12 protein-coding genes are annotated in these 19,961 nt (G+C 39.7%); 11 read left to right on the plus strand and 1 reads right to left on the minus strand.

Annotated elements, in window-relative coordinates:
• Positions 1 to 473: 473 nt before the first annotated feature.
• The 9 genes from BUR11_RS14570 to BUR11_RS14605 all read left to right on the plus strand — a co-directional run bounded on the left by BUR11_RS14570 (position 474) and on the right by BUR11_RS14605 (position 15,655).
• Positions 474 to 4,172: a sensor histidine kinase gene (locus BUR11_RS14570; RefSeq protein WP_143186020.1), complete on the plus strand. Its 3,699-nt coding sequence runs from the start codon at positions 474 to 476 to the stop codon at positions 4,170 to 4,172.
• Positions 4,173 to 4,242: 70 nt separating this feature from the next.
• Positions 4,243 to 5,643 (plus strand): sensor histidine kinase, encoded by a 1,401-nt coding sequence (locus tag BUR11_RS14575; RefSeq protein WP_074225719.1) that lies wholly within the window; start codon positions 4,243 to 4,245, stop codon positions 5,641 to 5,643.
• A gap of 46 nt (positions 5,644 to 5,689) precedes the next feature.
• Complete coding sequence (locus tag BUR11_RS14580; RefSeq protein ID WP_074225720.1) at positions 5,690 to 6,085, plus strand: response regulator; 396 nt, start codon at positions 5,690 to 5,692, stop codon at positions 6,083 to 6,085.
• Positions 6,082 to 7,122, plus strand: a complete 1,041-nt coding sequence (locus BUR11_RS14585; protein ID WP_074225721.1) for a response regulator — start codon at positions 6,082 to 6,084, stop codon at positions 7,120 to 7,122. The genes BUR11_RS14580 and BUR11_RS14585 overlap by 4 nt, the downstream gene beginning before the upstream one ends.
• 140 nt (positions 7,123 to 7,262) lie before the next feature.
• Complete coding sequence (locus tag BUR11_RS14590) at positions 7,263 to 10,892, plus strand: amidohydrolase family protein (protein ID WP_074225722.1); 3,630 nt, start codon at positions 7,263 to 7,265, stop codon at positions 10,890 to 10,892.
• 231 nt (positions 10,893 to 11,123) lie between these two features.
• The gene (locus BUR11_RS21305; protein ID WP_234982173.1) at positions 11,124 to 11,729 is read left to right on the plus strand and encodes a hypothetical protein; all 606 of its coding nucleotides are present in this window, start codon (positions 11,124 to 11,126) and stop codon (positions 11,727 to 11,729) included.
• Positions 11,730 to 11,732: 3 nt separating this feature from the next.
• Positions 11,733 to 12,719 carry an alpha/beta hydrolase gene (locus tag BUR11_RS21310; RefSeq protein ID WP_234982174.1) on the plus strand — a complete coding sequence of 329 codons (987 nt, stop codon included), beginning with the start codon at positions 11,733 to 11,735 and terminating at the stop codon, positions 12,717 to 12,719.
• 343 nt (positions 12,720 to 13,062) lie between these two features.
• Positions 13,063 to 14,253, plus strand: a complete 1,191-nt coding sequence (locus BUR11_RS14600; protein WP_074225723.1) for a serine hydrolase domain-containing protein — start codon at positions 13,063 to 13,065, stop codon at positions 14,251 to 14,253.
• A gap of 7 nt (positions 14,254 to 14,260) precedes the next feature.
• The gene (locus BUR11_RS14605; RefSeq protein ID WP_074225724.1) at positions 14,261 to 15,655 is read left to right on the plus strand and encodes a sodium:solute symporter family protein; all 1,395 of its coding nucleotides are present in this window, start codon (positions 14,261 to 14,263) and stop codon (positions 15,653 to 15,655) included.
• Positions 15,656 to 15,793: 138 nt separating this feature from the next.
• Here BUR11_RS14605 and BUR11_RS14610 read toward each other — a convergent pair whose 3' ends face one another.
• The gene (locus BUR11_RS14610) at positions 15,794 to 17,161 is read right to left on the minus strand and encodes a hypothetical protein (RefSeq protein WP_200800413.1); all 1,368 of its coding nucleotides are present in this window, start codon (positions 17,159 to 17,161) and stop codon (positions 15,794 to 15,796) included.
• A 658-nt stretch (positions 17,162 to 17,819) separates the two neighbouring features.
• Between BUR11_RS14610 and BUR11_RS14615 the strand changes: the two genes are divergently transcribed.
• The gene (locus tag BUR11_RS14615) at positions 17,820 to 19,109 is read left to right on the plus strand and encodes a condensation domain-containing protein (protein ID WP_074225725.1); all 1,290 of its coding nucleotides are present in this window, start codon (positions 17,820 to 17,822) and stop codon (positions 19,107 to 19,109) included.
• Between the two features lie 15 nt (positions 19,110 to 19,124).
• Positions 19,125 to 19,754 (plus strand): hypothetical protein, encoded by a 630-nt coding sequence (locus tag BUR11_RS14620; RefSeq protein WP_074225726.1) that lies wholly within the window; start codon positions 19,125 to 19,127, stop codon positions 19,752 to 19,754.
• Positions 19,755 to 19,961: the final 207 nt, after the last annotated feature.

A 19,961-nucleotide genomic window follows, 5' to 3' on the forward strand; every position in this document is an offset into this window, starting at 1 on the left:
TAGACTGCTATAGAAAACTCCAGTCTTCTCAATTGAAAATCCAACAATCCTCATTTTTCATACTACGAAAACTAGTTTTGAGGCTACCTATTGCTTGATATTGAAGGATTTAGTTTTGATTCTATTTCTGAATACCTATGGAAATTCCCGTAATAAAATGTAGATTAAAATGCCAAACAGGAAGGAAGGGTGCTAGATAGAATTGAATACAAAGTTGTGTGAGCTTTTTTTAAATGAAACCCAATCAACAAAAGCGAAATACCTCTAAGTACTTTTTCTATTGATCACATTCGGTGAACAACTGGTTTCATTTTTTCAAAGGATATACCAGGCAAACACCTTTAGCATAGGTTGCTCTCAAATGCAGATTTTTGAAACCTACATGACCTCCACCCTATTTGGAAAAAATTTGTAAAGGAGGAATACAAGTATATGATTCATCAATTCTTCACGTATTTATCAAACCACATCAAATGAAAACCAATTATTTTTCATTTGTAGTATCTTTGGTTTTTATTTTTTCTTGCTCAGAAAGTCCAGAAAAAGCGGCAACTGAGGTAAAAACCCCTATCTCCAAACCAACTGTGGTGCAACTGGATGCATTACCCGATTCTTTACAGCCTAATCCTCGATTTATATCAAAATTAAAAGCACCTCAAGTAGTAAGAGTTCCTCTGAGTTTCTCAGAACAAAGAAGCTATTTCAACGATGGAGAACTGATTAACCTCAGCCCACCTACTATCTCTCCTTTAATGGTGTTGCAGGATGAAGATGGAAATCCCGTAGAGGGCACAAATGGACCCTTCATTCTTGGAGAAGGAGGAAGAGCACAATTTACTACCTACACATCTGATGACGGATTGGCTTTAGATGCGGTCAACTCTTCCTTATTAGACCGTCAAGGTCACTTATGGTTTGGTACTTCAGGAGGAGGAGTAAGTCATTTTGATGGAAATACATTTACCAATTACACTACAGTTCAAGGATTGGCAGCCAATAACTTAAGATCCATTATTGAGGACCAAAGTGGAAATATTTGGTTTGGAACTGTAGGTGGAGGAGCCAGTAAATATGATGGAGTAAGTTTTACTAATTTCAATACCAGCAATGGATTGGTGGATGATATTGTCTTTATCATCAAAGAAGACCAGCAAGGAAATCTCTGGTTTGGCACCAATGAAGGAGTAAGCAAATACGATGGGAACACTTTCATCAATTATACCACCGAAGAAGGGCTGGCTGGAAATGTAGTGGTGAGTATAGAAGAAGATAAAGAAGGCAACCTGTGGTTTGGTACCTATGGAAATGGAGTCAGCAAGTATGATGGTAATCAGTTCATTTCCATTGCCGCTACCGAAGGACTGTCAGGCGATCGGGTTCGGGTAATCTTAAAAGATTCCAAAGAAAACTTATGGTTTGGGACTGTAGGAGAAGGGATCACAAAATATAATGGAGAAACTTTTGAAAACTACCGCATTGAAGATGGGCTGGCCAGCAACCTAATTCGAAATATTGCTGAAGACAAAAAAGGAAACCTCTGGTTTGCTACCTCAGGGGGAGGAATCAGCAAATTTGATGGAAACACATTCACTACTTACACCACTGGACAAGGATTGGCGAGCAATAATGTCCTCAGTATTTCTGAAGATAATTCTGGAAAATTATGGTTTGGAACCGATGGAGGAGGAATCAGCAGGTACGATGGGCTAGGTTTTACCACCTTTACCACTTCTCAGGGACTGGCGGCAAATATTGTAATGAGCATAGCCGAAGATCCCCAGCAAAACCTTTGGTTTGGAACACCTCTGGGAGGTATCAGCAAGTTTAACGGGAAAAATTTCATTAACTACACCACCGCCCAAGGCTTGGCTTCGGATGTCATATTCAGCCTATATGCCAACCAAAATGAAGAACTATGGATAGGTCGCGTGGGTGGAATCAGCTTGTTTGATGGTAAGAGTTTTACCAACTATTCATCTGACCAAGGTCTCACTGGGTATGATGTTTTTAGCATTTTGGAAGATAAAAATGGAATTCTCTGGATAGGTACCGATGGAGGTGGTGTCACTCAATTTAACGGAGAATCATTTACCAATTTTACCCCAGATCAAGGCCTGGCAGGATATGCCATTCTCAGTATTATAGAAGACAAATCCAGTAGAATCTGGTTTGGTGCTGCCGATGGAGGAATCAGTATTTTTGACGGTAAAAGCTTTACAAATCTCACTACAGAGCAAGGATTAATTGATAACACAGTCCTTAGCATTGAGGAAGATTTTGCAGGGAATTTCTGGGTCGGCACTGAACATGGATTAAACTTTATCAGCTCCAATGATTTGAATGCCCTGCTTCAAGGAAACTTCTCAGAAACAGAAAATCTTTTCAAATCCTTTACGACTACCGAAGGATTACCCAATGATGTCATCCTTCAAATCGAATCATTCCCAACCGGCAAAATAGCCGTTGGTACGAACTTAGGCTTGGCGATTTTTGATAGCCCTACAGCCAATGAGCCCATGCAGGAGCTCAAAAACCTTGAGCTTTTTAATTCCAACACAGGCTATCCCGTTAAAGACCTAACAGACGGTCAAAAAGGAATGTTTTTGGACAGCAGGGGCATTCTTTGGGCGGGCACAGGGAGCAACAAAACGGCTTTGAGCAGGTTGGATTACTCCTCTTTACTTAGAAATGAAGATTTACCAGAGGTAGCCTTGAAGCAAATAAAGATCAATGAGGAAAACCTCTCCTGGAACCTCTTGGCTCAAGCTGCAAATAATCCAGAAAGTGAAGGCATTCCCGCTCCTCAAATCAATGAAGAGGTCAGTGTTTTTGGAAGAAGCCTAAGTGAAAAAGAACGGGAAGCCATGCGAAACCGATTCAATTCGATTGAGTTCGATAGTATCGCACCATTCCATCCTATTCCACTTAATTTGGAGCTGCCCTATAAAAACAATCACTTGACGATTGATTTTGGTACCAACGAAATTTCCAAACCCGAATTAATTGAATATCGGTACATGTTGGAAGGCTATGATCAGGAATGGAGCCCCATTCTCAAAAAATCCGAGGCCACTTTTGGTAATATCAGTGAAGGAACATACACCTTCAAAGTCATGGCCAGATATAATGGACCTGCAGCAACAGAAACAAGGGAGTGGACCAACCCGACCAATTACACCTTTACCGTTTTACCTCCTTGGTTTAGGACCTGGTGGGCCTATGGTTTGTATTCCCTGATCTTTCTATCATTGATTTACCCTGTATCCCGATACCAAAAGAATCAAGTACTAAAAGCAGAACAAAAGAAAGCCCGAGAACGGGAATTGGCTCATGCGCGGGAAATTGAAAAGGCTTATGCAAAGTTAGAAGCCTCCCATGAGCACTTGAAAGAAACCCAGTCACAATTGATCCAAGCTGAAAAAATGGCTTCCTTGGGAGAGTTGACAGCAGGAATCGCACATGAAATCCAAAATCCCTTGAATTTTGTCAATAATTTCTCCGACGTCAGCAATGAACTGATGGATGAAATGATCGAGGAATTAGAAAATGGGGATATGGAAGAGACCAAAGCCATTGCCGAGGATATCAAACAAAACCTTGAGCGTATCAACCTGCATGGAAAACGAGCAGACTCCATTGTCAAAGCCATGTTGCAACATAGTCGGGTAGGTTCGGGCAAAAAAGAACCCACAGACCTCAATGCACTGGCAGATGAATGTCTACGCTTGAGTTTCCATGGACTCAAAGCCAAGGACAAAACATTCAATGCTGATTTTCTTACTGACTTTGATAAAAAACTACCTCAGTTGGAAGTCATACAGCAAGATATAGGAAGAGTCATTCTGAATATGGTAAACAATTCATTTTATGCAGTAAACGAGAAATCGAAAGCAGTAAACGGTACTGAATACCATCCCTATGTTAAAATTACCACCAGACACATCTTGGGAGGAGCAGAAATTACCATAGAGGATAATGGGCCAGGTATCTCTACTGAAATCATCAATAAGATATTCCAACCCTTCTTTACCACAAAACCAACAGGGCAAGGAACTGGGCTGGGCCTTTCTTTAAGTTATGACATCATTAAATCCCATGGAGGGGATTTGAGAGTAAAAAGTAGTACCACAACTGACCAAGGAACCGCATTTACTATTTATATTCCAGAATAATTCTTTTGGAAGGACTTTAATTCTTTTAAAACTATCTAATTAATAGCTTTTACAACAACAAAAAAACGACGTGCTTTCAGTAAATATCATTTCCATCATTCTTCTATTCACTCTCAAGAGGCCCCTTGGTACTATTCAGGTCTCTGAAGAGTGGAAACGTTTATTCAATTATGGAATAATAGCAGCGATAGCCTTGATGGTGATTGAGTGGATTCCTATGCCTTCGCTCATTTCCTTCATTGCCAGCATCGCAGGATATCTATTGATCAGTGCGATTGTCTATGTGACCCTCCAATTTCCCGCGCTAGAGCACAAGAAAGGTGTAGTCTATGCCTGGTTGCCAATTATCGTCATTTCCATCATTACGGAGATTTTTGTGGCGCTGGCACCGGACTTTTACAATAAATGGGATTCCTACTTCGAAACCGCTGAGGCATTTGCGTTTATCTGGGCCATTGCTATGTGGATTATCAATGCCAAGCAAAAGAAAAACCTGGAGAAAGAGCGAATCAAGGCACTGGAGAAGGAAAAGGAACTGGAAATCACTGAGCAGTTAAAAAATCAGTTTGAGCAACAGGTGAAAGCCCGAACAGCAGAATTGACTGCCCAGAAAAACGAGTTGGAGAAAATCGTGCAGGAACTAAAATCGACCCAATCCCAACTGATCCACGCTGAAAAAATGGCTTCTCTCGGGGAACTGACCGCCGGCATTGCACATGAAATCCAAAACCCACTGAATTTTGTGAATAATTTCTCTGAATTGAGTAATGAGCTTTTAGTGGAGATGAAAGAAGAAATCGAGGCGGGAAATTATGAGCTGGCTTTGGAAATCGTGGATGACATCACGCAAAACCTACAAAAAATCGCGCACCATGGTAACCGCGCTGATTCCATTGTCAAAGGAATGCTACAACATAGCCGAATCAATTCAGGGGAAAAGGAATTGACCGACCTCAATGCTCTGGCAGATGAATTTCTAAGGCTTTCTTATCACGGGCTGCGAGCCAAAGACAAAAGCTTCAATTCGGATTTCAAGTTGAATTTAGACCCCAACCTTCCTAAAGTGAAGGTGGTAGCACAAGATTTCGGCAGGCTGATCTTAAATCTGGTCAACAATGCTTTCTTCGCGGTCAATGAGAAAAAGAGCAAATTGGATCCTAATTCGGAGGAGGGAAAAAACTACCATCCTACCGTAATAGTCACCACTTCTCTCGAAAATAATAAGATCAAAATTACGGTATCCGATAATGGAAGTGGAATACCTAAATCCATCAAAGAAAAAATATTTCAGCCCTTTTTTACTACCAAACCTACAGGGTCTGGAACAGGCTTAGGCTTGAGTTTGAGTTACGATATTGTCAAAGCTCATGGAGGAGATTTCAAAGTGGATTCGGTAGAAGGAGAGGAAACTACCTTTACCATTATTCTTCCACTGGATAAGCTGGAAAAATCAGATAAATCGGAAGAATAAAAAAAAGAGTAAAAAGTCATCATGAGTTTACTTTAACGAAAGAAAAATGAATATTTTGATAGTAGATGATGAAACGGATGTAGAAATACTTTTTCGTCAAAAATTCAGGAAAGAAATAAAGAAAGGAGAGATCAGCTTGTCTTTTGCCTTTTCCGGACAAGAAGCATTGGATTTTTTAGAACAAGAAAATCCTCCCCAAGTTGTATATGTGTTTTCGGATATCAATATGCCCGGAATGACGGGCTTGGAACTGTTGAAAAAAATTAAGGAACGTTTTCCACAAATCAATGTAAGCATGATATCCGCATATGGGGATACCGAAAACTATGAGAAGGCGATTGATTCAGGGGCAAAGGAGTTTTTTACCAAACCTATTGACTTTGAATATTTAAAAAAAGAAATCGCCAATTTGGTTCACAAACAAAAATCAAACAAGCCATGATCAGAATATTAGTGGTAGACGATGAGGCGGATCTTGAGGTATTGATCAGACAGAAATTCAGAAAGAAAATCCGTTCTCAGGAATACGAATTCCATTTTGCCCTCAACGGTAAAAAAGCATTGGAACTCATGGAGGAATCAAAGAATATTGACATGATTCTGAGTGATATCAATATGCCTGAAATGGATGGGTTGACCCTGCTTTCGCGGGTTAAAGAACAAAACTCACTATTGAAAACGGTCATCATTTCCGCCTATGGAGATATGGAAAATATCCGTACCGCCATGAACTTGGGTGCTTTTGACTTTATCACCAAACCAGTAGATTTTCAAGATCTGGAAATTACTATTGAAAAAACCATCACCTACATCAATCAGATCAAGGATACCCTCAAAGCCATGAAGGAAAATAACATCCTGAGGATGTATGTGGATGAAACGGTACTGAACTTTATGGGAGGCCGGGAAATAGAAAGTGGGCTGATCGAAAACGAAACCATGGAAGCAGCGGTGGCCTTTATTGACCTCTGCGGGTTTACAGCGATCAGTGAAAACGAAGAACCCAATGTGGTGGTGGGCCAGCTCAATGATTATTTTGACATGATGGTGAGGGAAATCATCGCCGAACAAGGAATTATAGACAAGTTTATTGGCGACGCGGTAATGGCAGTGTTCAAAGGAGAAGATTATGAAAAGCGAGCCATTCGTGCCAGTATCGCCATTAGGGATAAGATGAACGCCATGCCGGTGTTTTCAGAAAAATCCGGATTCCAACCCAAAGTATCCATCGGAATCAATAAGGGAGAAATGGTCTCTGGTAACATCGGATCCATTTCACTAAAGAGATTGGACTACACCGTGATTGGGGATACCGTCAATGTAGCATCCCGACTGCAATCCAAAGCCAGCCCTGGGCAAATCCTAATTTTGGAACAATACCAACATGAAGTGAAAGATGATTTTAAGATCTCCAAGATTGGGGAAATGGTCTTGAAAAATAAAGCAAAACCTGTCACAGTATATGAAGTAAATTCCTAACTCATTCAGCCACAGCAGCAATCAAATAATCAGTAATTAATAAAGAATTGGCCGCAAGCGGTCAATTTTTTTAATTTCAGGGCCAATCATTTGCCTTCAAACAAGATTATGCTGTAGATTATTTACCCAAATACCACTATATGAAAAAATTTACCCAACCTGCCTTGTTGGTTGCCTTGGGAGCATCGGTGAGTTTTGCCACGATGATTCCAAAACCAACGAAGAAACTACTTCCAATGGACCACGCAACAATGGTTCAGACAGACAGCACAAAAAAAGATTCCATTGTAACGCCGAAGTTTAAAGACCTTCCCCTCAAGCCCGAACGAGAAGTAAAATTCAATACCAAACAAGGTACTTGGATGAGTGTGGACGTGAGCCCGGATGGAAAGACCTTGGCTTTTGACCTGCTGGGAGACATTTACACCATTCCGATCGAAGGTGGAAAAGCAACTCCGGTTACTACCGGAATGGCTTATGAAACCCACCCTAGATTTTCTCCGGATGGAGAGAAAATCCTTTTCACTTCTGATCGCGCCGGAAACGACAACCTTTGGTACATCGATCTGGTCAAAAAAGACACGGTACAGATCACCAAAGACAAAAATGGGGATGTACCTGGTGCAGACTGGACTCCAGACTCCGAATACATCGTGGTCAGCAAAGGAAGAAGGATCTCCAAATTATGGATGTACCATAAAGATGGAGGCGGAGGCATTCAGTTGAATGAAAACCCGAGCAGCATTAAAACCATCGATCCTTTTGTCAGCCCGGATGGAAAAAAGGTGTACTATTCTATGCGAAGTGGATCTTGGAACTACAATGCCTTGCTTCCCCAATACCAAATCGGAACCTATGATTTTGAAAAAGGAGAAATCAACCGGATTACCTCCCGATATGGATCTGCTTTCACACCTACCCTAAGTGATGATGGCAAATGGATGGTCTATGGTTCTCGCTGGGAAGAAAAAACCGGCTTGGTACTCAGAAACCTGGAAACAGGAGAAGAAAATTGGTTGGCTTACCCGGTTCAGCGAGACGAACAAGAATCCATCGCTCCACAAGGAGTATTACCAGCCATGGCCTTTACGCCTGACAGCAAACATGTCATCGCCTCTTATGATGGTAAAATCTGGAAAATCTCCGTGGATGGCGCGAGCCCTCAGGAAATTCCATTCGAAGTGGATGTGAACCTGGCTATGGGTCCTCGATTGTATTTCAACTACGAAATCAAAGATACTACCGCTGCAAGAGCCACTCAGATTCGAGATGCAGTTCCTTCTCCTGATGGCAAGAAATTAGCTTTTACTGCTCTAAACAGGTTATATGTAATGGACTACCCGGATGGGGAACCAAAACGAATCACCAATCATGATTTCACCGAAGCCATGCCTACTTGGAGTCCTGATGGAACCCAACTGGCATTTGTAGGATGGAATGAAACCGAAGGAGGACATATCTACAAAGCTACTTTAGGAAACAGAGGCAGCGTTTCTCAGCTTACTTCCGAAAGTGCGCTATACATGCAGCCCGCTTGGAGTCCAAGAAATAGAATCGCCGTGTTCAAAGCATCCAATCAAGTCATGAAAGATGCGGAGGGCCCAGGAATCAATGGTTCAGAAGCAGAATTGGTGTGGATCCCATCTGCTGGTGGGGAATTCAGAAAGATCATGGATGCCGGAAATCATGGCAACGTACATTTCACCAAAGACACATCCCGAGTATTCTTGAATGGTCCTGGTGGCACCTTGCTAAGTGTCAGATGGGATGGAACCGACGAAAAGGAATATGCAAAAATCACAGGCATCACTCCTTTTGGGTCAGTTGCTGAATCCCATGATGATCATGGACATACCACCAATCCAGAAGAAGCATCAGATATCCGCTATGTGATGGGACTTCCTAGGTCCAATGCCGATGCAGTGAATTACTGCATGCTTCCTGAGGGAGCCTCAGCACAGGAGCCTCAAATGAGACCTAGTAGTGCCAGTACAATTTTGATGGCTCCAGAAGGAAATCTTGCCTTGGCTCAGGTCAATAACAATGTGTATGTGGTAACGATTCCTACGGCAGGTAAAACCCCTAGCATCAATGTGGGTAATCCGGAATCCAGTAATTTCCCTTCCCGTCAACTCACAGAAATCGGAGGAGAATGGCCTGCTTGGGAAGCCAATGGTAAGAAAGTTCACTGGTCTTTGGGCAATGGACACTGGGTATATGACATCGACAGAGCTGAGTTTATCGAAGATTCTGTGAAGACAGCCAAAAAAGCGAAGAAACTAGCCGAAGCAGATTCCGTGGCAGCCTTGAAAGCTTTGGGACCTGAAGCAGTAAAAGCAGCTGATTCGGTAGCCAAAGCCAAAAAAGAAGCCTTGGCAGAATTGTTAAAGAACGACAAAGAAAAAGCCAAAGCAGATAGCATTTACAAAGCCGAGCAAAAAGAAAAAGAAACCTACAAACCGGTAGAAAAGCAGGTTTCTGTGTATTACCAAAAAGATATTCCAAAGGGAACCGTCTTATTGAGCAATGCTCGAATCGTCACCATGAAAGGGGATGAAATTATTGAGCAGGGAGATATTCTGATCGAAAATAATCGCATCAAAGCAGTGGGTGCTTCAGGTACTTTGGATGCTGGCAATGCCGAAGTCATCGATCTTTCTGGAAAAACCATTACCCCCGGCTTTATCGATACCCATGCGCACATGTGGCCAACTTGGGGATTGCATAAAAACTCGGTTTGGATCTATGCAGCCAACTTGGCCTATGGAGTGACCACCACCCGAGATCCACAAACAGCTACTACCGACGTATTGACTTATGGAGATATGGTAGAAGCAGGGATGGTACCAGGGCCTAGAGTGTATAGCACAGGGCCAGGTGTAGGCTATTGGATGTATAATCTAAAGTCTCTAGACCAGACCAAAAATGTACTGAAGCAGTACAGCAAGTACTACAATACCCAGTACATCAAAATGTATCTGGTGGGCAACCGTCAGCATAGACAGTGGGTGATTATGGCGGCCAAAGAGCAGGAACTCATGCCTACGACTGAGGGTGGCTTGGATTTCAAACTAAACATGACCCAGCTGATCGATGGCTATCCGGGACATGAGCATTCCATTCCTATCCATCCATTGTATCAGGATGTGACCAAAACCATTGCAGAAAGCAAGATGGCGGTGACTCCTACCCTTTTGGTAGCCTACGGTGGACCTTGGGCAGAGAACTATTACTACACGACTGAAAGCCCGCTTCATGATCCGAAGCTGAACCGCTTTACTCCGTATGAGGAACTGAATGCGAAGGCAAGAAGAAGAGCCGGTGGATTAGGTGGATGGTTTGCTCCGGAAGACCATGTATTTATGAAGCATGCGGAAGGTATCAAATCCATCTTCGAGCAAGGTGGATTAGCTGGTGTAGGTTCGCATGGTCAGCTGCAAGGCTTGGGTTATCACTGGGAACTTTGGTCTGTTGCCAGCGGAGGCATGGAAGCACACGATGCGCTGAAAATAGCAACCATCTCCGGAGCGGAAGCTTTGGGATTGGATAAAGAACTGGGAAGTATCGAAGTGGGGAAACTGGCTGACTTGGTGATTATGGACAGCAATCCATTGGAGAATATCCGAAACACCAATAGCATTTCCCATGTGGTGAAGAACGGAAGAATCTACGATGGCAATACCTTGGATGAGGTCTATCCAACGCCCAGAAAGATGGATGTAAGTCCTTGGACTAAAGTCGCTCCTGTTCCGAATACCAGTTTGAAGTAAGAAACTCTAGAACTAATAGAAATCCCTCAGAGCGATCTGGGGGATTTTTTCCCTTTAGAGGAAATTAAAATTCTGAACTATCCTGAATCGCCAAGGAAGTCATCAACAAAATCTTTTTTTAAATTCCAGCCCCTGTAAACCAGGCGAATAGCTTGACAATTGACAAGCCGGACTTGGGTTTATTAAGTGTTATTCATATTTTAAATTATCCAATACAGGAAATAATACTGAATGAATAAGCTTCATAGATCAGCAATAGCTATACTTTTTCTTACAATTTGTTCTATTAAACTCGTTTCAGCACAAGCAGGCAGAAGCTTGCAATTAGTAGCAAATGAAACAATAAATAAAACCATCTCCTCTGAAGAGAGCCATTCCTACACAGTTGAATTGGAAAACGGAATGGCTATTATTGGAAAATTCACCCAAGATGGAATTGATCTTGCCATTGACGTTTACGCGCCTGATGGGGAACTCTATAAACAAATTGACATCCCAAATGGAACAGCTAGAGATGAACTGATTGACATTACATCCAATCAATCAGGCGAGTACGAATTTATGGTACACCCTCTCAATAAAGAAGCAAATACTGGAAATTACACATTTAAGGTGATGCAGATATTAAGCTTGTCTGAAAACACTAAACGTATCACCAAAAATGAACTTCCAACAGAAACGCTATACAATTTATGGGAATCTTCATTGACAGATAATACTGCCATTGACAAATTCATTGAAAACCAACCTGAAAGACACATTATCGAGTCAATAGAAGGAAGTAATACAGATATGCTGGTCACTTACTTTTGCATACCTAATGATAATACTGAGTAGGTCATGTTAAGTGGAGGTCCTGATTTTTTGGGATTACGTTTTCAACGATTACCAAATACAAAACTTCATTTTGTAACGCAAAGGGTACCTAAAGATGCTCGATTCAATTATGGGTTCAATTATTTTAATCTAGATACATCCGGTCCAAATCATGAAATTGAGTCCAGAAGTATCCAGCATGCTTATGACGGAACTTTAGAAATGCCAAACGCACCTGAGCAACCGTATATAACCGAAAGAAATAAAGTAGAAAAAGGAACATTATTGGTTACATCAATTAAAAGTGAAATTCTTAGCGAAGAAAGGAAAATCACCATACATACACCTGCCAATTATGATTCCTCCAAACCACATAATCTTTTAATTGTTTTTGACGGAGAATCCTATGGAGCAAGACCAAATCGTAGGTCAGGAGTGCCAACACCAATTATCATGGATAACCTTTTAGCGGAAAACAAAATTACTCCAACTGTAACCGTGTTGGTTTGGGCAATGGGAAAAAGAAGCAGTGATTTAATCAGTGAAAAATTTGGTGATTATATCGCATTAGAACTTATTCCCTGGATTCGCTCACAATATAACATTCAGACTAAATCAGATAAAGTAGTTTTAGCAGGTTCAAGCCGTGGAGGTTTTGCTTCAAGTTTTATAGCCTTCAAACATTCAGATGTAATAGGAAATGTTCTTTCCCAATCAGGTTCATATTGGATAAAAGGATCTGACAATGAAAATCATTGGATATATCCAGAGGATAATGGGAAACTAATTAATCTGTATAAACAAAGTGAAAGATTACCCATCCAATTCTATATGGATATTGGACTTTATGATGCAGGAGCATCCATGCTCGGAATGAACAGACAGTTCCGAGATATCCTTGAAATAAAAGGATATGAGGTAGATTATCGTGAATTTAAAGGAGGCCACAATTACCTAAATTGGAGAGGAACACTTTCATATGGTTTAATATCATTAATTGGGATAAATTAAAAGCAACCAAATTATACAGTACTGTATAATTGAATTACTAGCACGTCCCTCGCTATATTTTAGATACTAATCATTGTTGATGATTTAGAATGAAACTAACTACCTCCCACTAATCATAGATCACGGTAACGAACTGGAATACCTAAGTTTTCTAGAAATTTGCAATTCCCTCAGAGCGATCTGGGGGATTTTTTTGCTTTAGGGGAAAAATAAAACCGGAACTCTCCACTATCCCCAAGGAAGTCATACCCGAAATCCTTATATTAATTGCTTTATCCCCTGAAAATAAACGTAGTAGACAATCTGGATTTGGATTTTTACAAGCGTTATCAATAATAAAAAAATGGATCTTAAGAATGTAATTATTACCAGTATCCTTCTCTTTTTTCTATTATCATGTGATAATCAAAATATAGAAAATCAGTTTCCCAAAGAGTCATGGAAAGAGTCAACTTTTGAAGCTGAAGGCTTGAATAAAGCTCCTTTTGATGATTTACTAAGTGGGATAGAAAATGGAGTTTACGGGAATGTTGACCAACTGCTTTTAATAAAAAACGGGAAATTGGTATTTGACCAATCATTTACGAATGATTATGAAAAAATAAGTAAAGGAAAGTCAGGTGTTCTTGGATGCGGATTTGCAACCTGTGAAGATTCGACGATTTTTGGAGACTATAATTATTATCATCCCAATTGGCATCCATATTATCAAAATCAAAAGATTCACACCCTACAATCTGTTACCAAATCAATTGCTTCTATCATGATTGGCGTTGCAATTAAAGAAGGGAAAATTAGCAGTACAGACGTCAGAGTAGTTGATTTTTTTGAAGATTATGACTTATCAATGGCTGACGAATCTCTCAAAACAGCAACCTTAGAAAATTTGCTGACTATGCAATTGGGGATGGAATGGCACGAAATAGACAGGCCAATAGATTCAACAAATACTACAGGACAGCTTGAAGCAAGTCAAGATTGGATTCAGTTTACATTGAATCAACCCATGGACACGATTCCAGGAACTAAATGGGTTTATAATAGCGGGGCGAGTCACCTAATGTCAGGGATCATCAAAAAAGCAACTGGATTATACATTGACGAATATGCAGAGAAACATCTATTTACACCTCTAGGGATAGAAAACTATCATTGGAAAAAAACACCCACTGGATATACCGATACTGAGGGTGGATTGTATTTAGAAGCCCAAGATTTGGCGAAAATTGGTTTTTTAATGCTAAGAGATGGTAAATGGGAAGGACAGCAGATAATTTCTTCTGAGTGGGTAAAAAAGAGTGTCACAAAACAGGTCTCTTTCGACAAAGAAAAAGGATATGGGTATCAATGGTGGAGAGACGATCAAGATGGTATAGAAATTTGGGCTTGTCATGGTTTTGGCAATCAATACCTTCTGGTTTTTCCGGAATATAAAACCATAGTAGTAGTCAATTCCTGGAATATTTTTGATGCAGAAACAGAGGATATTTTGAAAGCGACCAAAACTGCTGTGATTCAATCCAACACTCAATAAGGGTCCTATGAACTCAAGCCAATGGGTAATTCTTATTTTCGGAATATTGTATTCTAGCTTCATCCTTTTTACCCGAAAAAAAGGAAATTTTGAAGAGTATTCAGTAGCTGGAAGAGGCCTTGGCTTTTTTCTTATTTTTTCTTCGCTTTGTGCTTCTTTTATAGGGCCAGGTTGGTCTATGGGGTTAGTAAGGGAAGGTTTCTCCTCAGGAATGTTTATGGCTTATCTACTTCCGTTTTGCGGGTTGGGTTTAGCATTTGTAGGTGTCTTTTTGGTTCCCAGAATTAGAAATAAATTCAATGATATTTATTCAATTGGAGATTTAGTTGGAGGTATAAAAAGTCACAATCATAAAATAGTTCGGATCGTCACTGGAGTTTTCTCTCTTCTTTTTTTTGGATCTATCACAGTGGCGATGAGTTATGCAGGTGGTGAATTGGTAAATAACGTTTTTGGCTTTTCTAAAATATGGTCTATAGTAATAGTGACTACAATTGTAATAGTCTATTCTTATTTTGGTGGTATTAGGGCAACCATTCAAACCGATTCAATTCAATTTGTTCATTTTATAATTCTGATACCCATATTGGCTATTTTGATATTATCAGAGGACCGGTTTATTTGGAAAGATTACTTAGAGACAACTTCTTCCAAGACATCAAGTGCATTCGATTCGCACCCAATAATTATGATCTTCAGTTTCGGATTGTTATGGCTTCTTAGTTCAACAGGCCTTGATTCAGGTGGACTGGGGAGGTTTCTTGCTTCAAAAAGCAATAAAGTTGGTCGAAATTCGACTGTTGCCGCAGGTGTATTTATGGCTATTTGGCTAGTCTTAATGGTTTTTATTGGAAGTACAGGGTATTACTTGTATCCTGAACTTGACAATAATGATCAAGTATTACTTCATATTGCTTCAGAACACTTTCCTGGCATCCTCTATGGCATTTTCATCATTGCCATGCTAGGGGTAGTCATGTCGTCTCAGGATACTGTACTAAATGCAGGTAGTATCCTATTTAGCGAAGATATTATAGGCGTATTGAAGCCGATGACAGAAAAGCAAAAACTTAAGATCGCAAAACTTTTTACCCTTTTGATGGGAGTGATTTGTATAATATTGGCTAGTTATTTGTCTTCAATTCTTGAAGTAATTATGATCATAACCGAATATTACATTCCAGTTATGATTCCCGTAATTGTTTTCTCAATCCTCAAGAAAAAGTTGCATTGGCAATCGGCACTTATTTCTATGTTGGTAGGACTTATTTCCTACATTATTTGGAAACAGTTTTTCAGTTCCATCATGCCAGAGTTGTTAATGGCTTTTTCACTTAGTATTCTATCTTATTTAATAAGTGATTTTTTCCTGACCAAGAAAGCGATGAATTTAGCACCTTAGGCTTCAAGAAAATTGACTTACAAGAAGTAGGTAAAAGCACTACGTGCAAAGGCATCCCTATTTGGAATCCCTATTTTCCAATGCTCTTTTCCTAGAGCATTCAATTTCCTTTAGTTCTTTATTCCATCAAATGATATATCAATCATTTCCAACAAAATTGGCTCTTCCAAAAAATCTTCGATTTACGAAGTTATTGAGATTAGAACCAAAGCGGTAATTAAACCCAAATCTGGAATCGATGTTATATGCGGAAGGTAGGGTTACCCTCCCACTCAAAATATCCTGTTCGGTGTAATCTCCCGATGCCAGGTAAATCTGGTCCTTTACGTAGTTCCCCTCTACCCTCATAAAAAATGAAAAATTCCCAGTGACACGAACTTCTGCACTAATATTTAACCCAGTGGACCAAGAGCTAAAATCATCTAGGTAATTTCTAATACGATACCCTACTTCCAGGTTACCCCAACGCTGATTGAGTCCCAAACTAGCTCTCAAACTATGGAGAACCCTGGTTTCTTTAACAACCCCTGAAATTGTTTCTTCTACATATTTATTATTCCTGACTTCAACCCCGTAGTTCAATCGTAGAAATCTGGAATTCTGCACGGATTCTGGAAAGAAATTGTACTCTATACCCGGTCTAAAGCTGGTCTGAAACTGATAATTAAAGCGAGTATTCTGACGACCTGCAATATCATACCCATAAGACCATTGGGGTGAAAAAGACTTCACCAGCTGGTGACTAAATCCAAATTCTGATACATCAAAACTATTTTCCACTTCATCGATGATCTGATTACCGTCTTCTCCAAGAACCGGATTGCCATTTTCATCTACTCTTGGTACTTTTTGAATCGTTCTTCTCAGCCTTTCGTCTATTCTACCATTCACAGTTATTTTCCATTCATCCGTGATACGGTTAATCTCGATTTCTCCACCAAAATTTATTTGCTTGCTCAATTCCTCTACTTCAATATTAGAATCACCCCCCAAATTAAAAACCCAATAATTCCAGGGATCAACGGTTTCCTGAAGGGTATCTTCTTGTATGCCACCCCCTGTCTTCATATTTATTTCAATATTCTCTCCAGCTGTGGTTTTTGCAACAAAAGGGGCTAAACCTAATTTGATATACCGAGTAAGTTTTTCTCGCACCTCAAAGTCGGTATCCGTCTGTTTGTTATTTACATAAAGGGTATCGGTTCTTCCCGCATGGATGTTTTGTTGACCTATGAATAGAAGTTGATATTGTCTTCCTCCCCCACCCGATCTATTATTATTAATCAGCACAAAAACATCAGCCGATTGATTATCCAGATAGAAGTCGACAGCTGTAATTTCCGTTCTGATAAAATCCATATCGCAGCCTCCATCCCTCCGGTCACAGCCATCGATAAACACTCTGAGTTTATTGGGTAGGCTGTTATTCCCAATTAATGTTTGACTAATTGCGGAAGGATTCAAGGAAAAAAATATCAGAATCAATAACAGTGGTAATTTTCTCATTTTTTTAGGGGTATCTCGGGGTGATCGTTTCATTTCAATCGAAGTCGAGGAGAAGATATCAACCTAGATACTGTATTAACCCTACATTGTTTGAAATGAATATACATTTTACACGAAAGAGCAAAGAAAACAGCAGCCGATCCTTTGCTACCCCATAATTTGAATCAGGCAAGTAGCCTTCCTTTTTTATGAAAGAAATTAATCAAAGGATTTGAAATAGATGCAAACTTTGGGTACGAGTATGTATTTGGAATTATATGAAGGTATAAACAAAGTACTTAGCTAACAATGTATATAGGCATTAGCGGTTTCTTTGGGTATTCAAGCGGTAGTGTTTCTAATCAATTCCACCAAATCTGCCTACTTAAAAAAAGAAAGCAACATAACACTATTTCAAATATATAGCGTTTATAAAAACCATAGTTATTTTAATTTTTCATCACTCCCTCAAAAACGATCTGATTTTCTTCTTTAGTAGGAGAAAAAATAAAGAAAATGTAGAGCTGTCCTACCTACCTTGAGGAGAAAGGCTTTAGAAACATAAGTATATAGTGTTTGAACTGTTCTTTTTACCAAGAATTAATTAAAAAACACTTCCTACAACCACTACGAATATTATGTATTTCGCCTATCCTGATTTTTCTATCTTTGATTGTATATGAATTTTAAGCAATCCTACGTCAGAAACCTTAGCGAAATTGAACAAGCATTCACCTTCTCTAATGAATCATTTCCTTTGTCTGTCGTATGTGCTCTTCATTTAACATCAGGACCAGACTCCAAATCACTAAAAGTAGCGTTACAGCAACTGCAAGCTCGACACGTATTACTCCGGTCTGGAATAGTGAAGAAAAACGGTGGATTCTACTTTCAATTATTAAACCCTAATTCACCTATAGATCTTAGTTTGATTAATCGAACTGATGAAGATACATGGCGAGGAGTCACAGAAAATGCGTTGAACACGACCTTTGACCTAGCTGGGCCATTAATGAAATGCTGGTTTCTTCCAAGCCCTGAAAAAGCTAAATGTGAATTGATTGTTTGTTTTCATCACGCCATCATCGATGGGATTTCAGCACGATTGCTCCTGCACGAATTGCTTAGCCTTGCGGGAGGACTATCACTTCCGGAGTCCTCGGAGGTTCCTACGATTTCAAAGTTTCCTCCTTCTTTTCAAAAATGGAATTTGGCTAAACGACTAGTGAGATTTTTGGGAAGGCAAATGAAGGATGAATGGAGGTATAAAAATAAAGGAGTGAAAGCACCGATTCCCAGTAATTCTACTAATGCCATCTTAAGCTTCAAATTGTCACCAGAAGTTTCCAGAAAATTAAGTGTCAGAATCGGTCGGGAAGGACTTAGCCTAAACAGTGTGCTTTTGGCTGCAATAGTCCAGAAAGTATATCATCATAGACATTTTGACAAAGGAAATCGCCTGGTCAGAGTGATTAGCTTTGCAGATCTACGTTCGTCTATGCTTCCTCCTGTTCCTGAACAAGAGTTGGGTTGTAATATTTCTATGCTGCGATTGAGTATTCCAATTTCACCTCAACAGTCTGTTCTTTTATTGGCCACAAATATTCGCAACAACATTTATAAGGCAAGTAGGCAAGGTGATGTGTTTATAATGTCAAAAATGAGCAAATATGTTATCAAGATGGTGTTGAAGCTAAAAAATATGCGACTTGGTGTAGCAGCACTCAGCTTTATAGGGAAGTTGGATTTGGAATCAAATTATGGCTCGATTCAATTACATAATGTAAATGCTTTTATCTCAAATAACCCTTTGGGGCCCGAATTTTCCGCCTTTGGAAAAATCTTGTTTGGCTCTATCAGCCTAGATTTTAACTATTTGACTGCTGAAATGGAAGCCCACCAAGCAGAAAAAATAATGGAGGAAATCAAAGAAAACCTTGAAGAGATTGCAAATGCTCCTTATAAATAGGTAAATTAAAACGAGATGAAAAAGATTGTAATTTTTTTAGGCGCTTTCATTATAACCAATTTAGGTTGGATGGGATTTATTAGAGAACCACTTCCTCCTATACCCAACATCCGTGCTGAAATAAGTGATGAAGTTAGTTTTGACTTTTCTATAAATACGATGGACTACTCTGGTCTTGAGTTATCTCTTAATGACAAAGTAGAGGGAAAAGGCATGTATGTTGATTTCAAAATGAACAATGCCTGGAAAACTGGACGACCAGGATTGGTAGTCAATAATATTAAAGCAGAAAGCAGCTCTAACAAAGGGATGTCTCCAAAAAAATATTTGGAAGATAAAAATCGCCCGAAAAACGGAAACAAAGATTTTGGCGATTTTATGAAGGATACCAAAGGAAAACCTGTTTCTACATATACTTTTAAACAAACTCTTGTAGAAGACGAAAACGGGAAAACATTCATGCGAATGTCCTACGATGGTTCAGAGATGGAGATGATACAAACCTTGGAAATCCCTCGCCCCATTACACTTCCTGCCCATATTTCGCGTAAGTTTAATCCAACAGGGATTATTCAATTTCAACCTGGAGTGGTAACCTTCGACAGCAAGATTAAGGGATTTTATATTCCCGTTCTGATTAGGTAATCATTAGAGTAAGTTAAAAATAACCCAATCAGAATATTGTTGGCAAAATTTTTTAAAAGAAACGTGAACGAACCTACCAATTTATAGGGATTTAAATTAAGGAGAGTTGGAATGAATTCTCTTTAAGTTTAAATGCCCCTAAGCGTAGACCACCGTAACTATCGGGTGCATCTACGCTTTTCTATTTTTAGGAATTTGTAATTCCCT

This window comes from Algoriphagus halophilus (genome assembly GCF_900129785.1).
Lineage (GTDB): Bacteria > Bacteroidota > Bacteroidia > Cytophagales > Cyclobacteriaceae > Algoriphagus > Algoriphagus halophilus.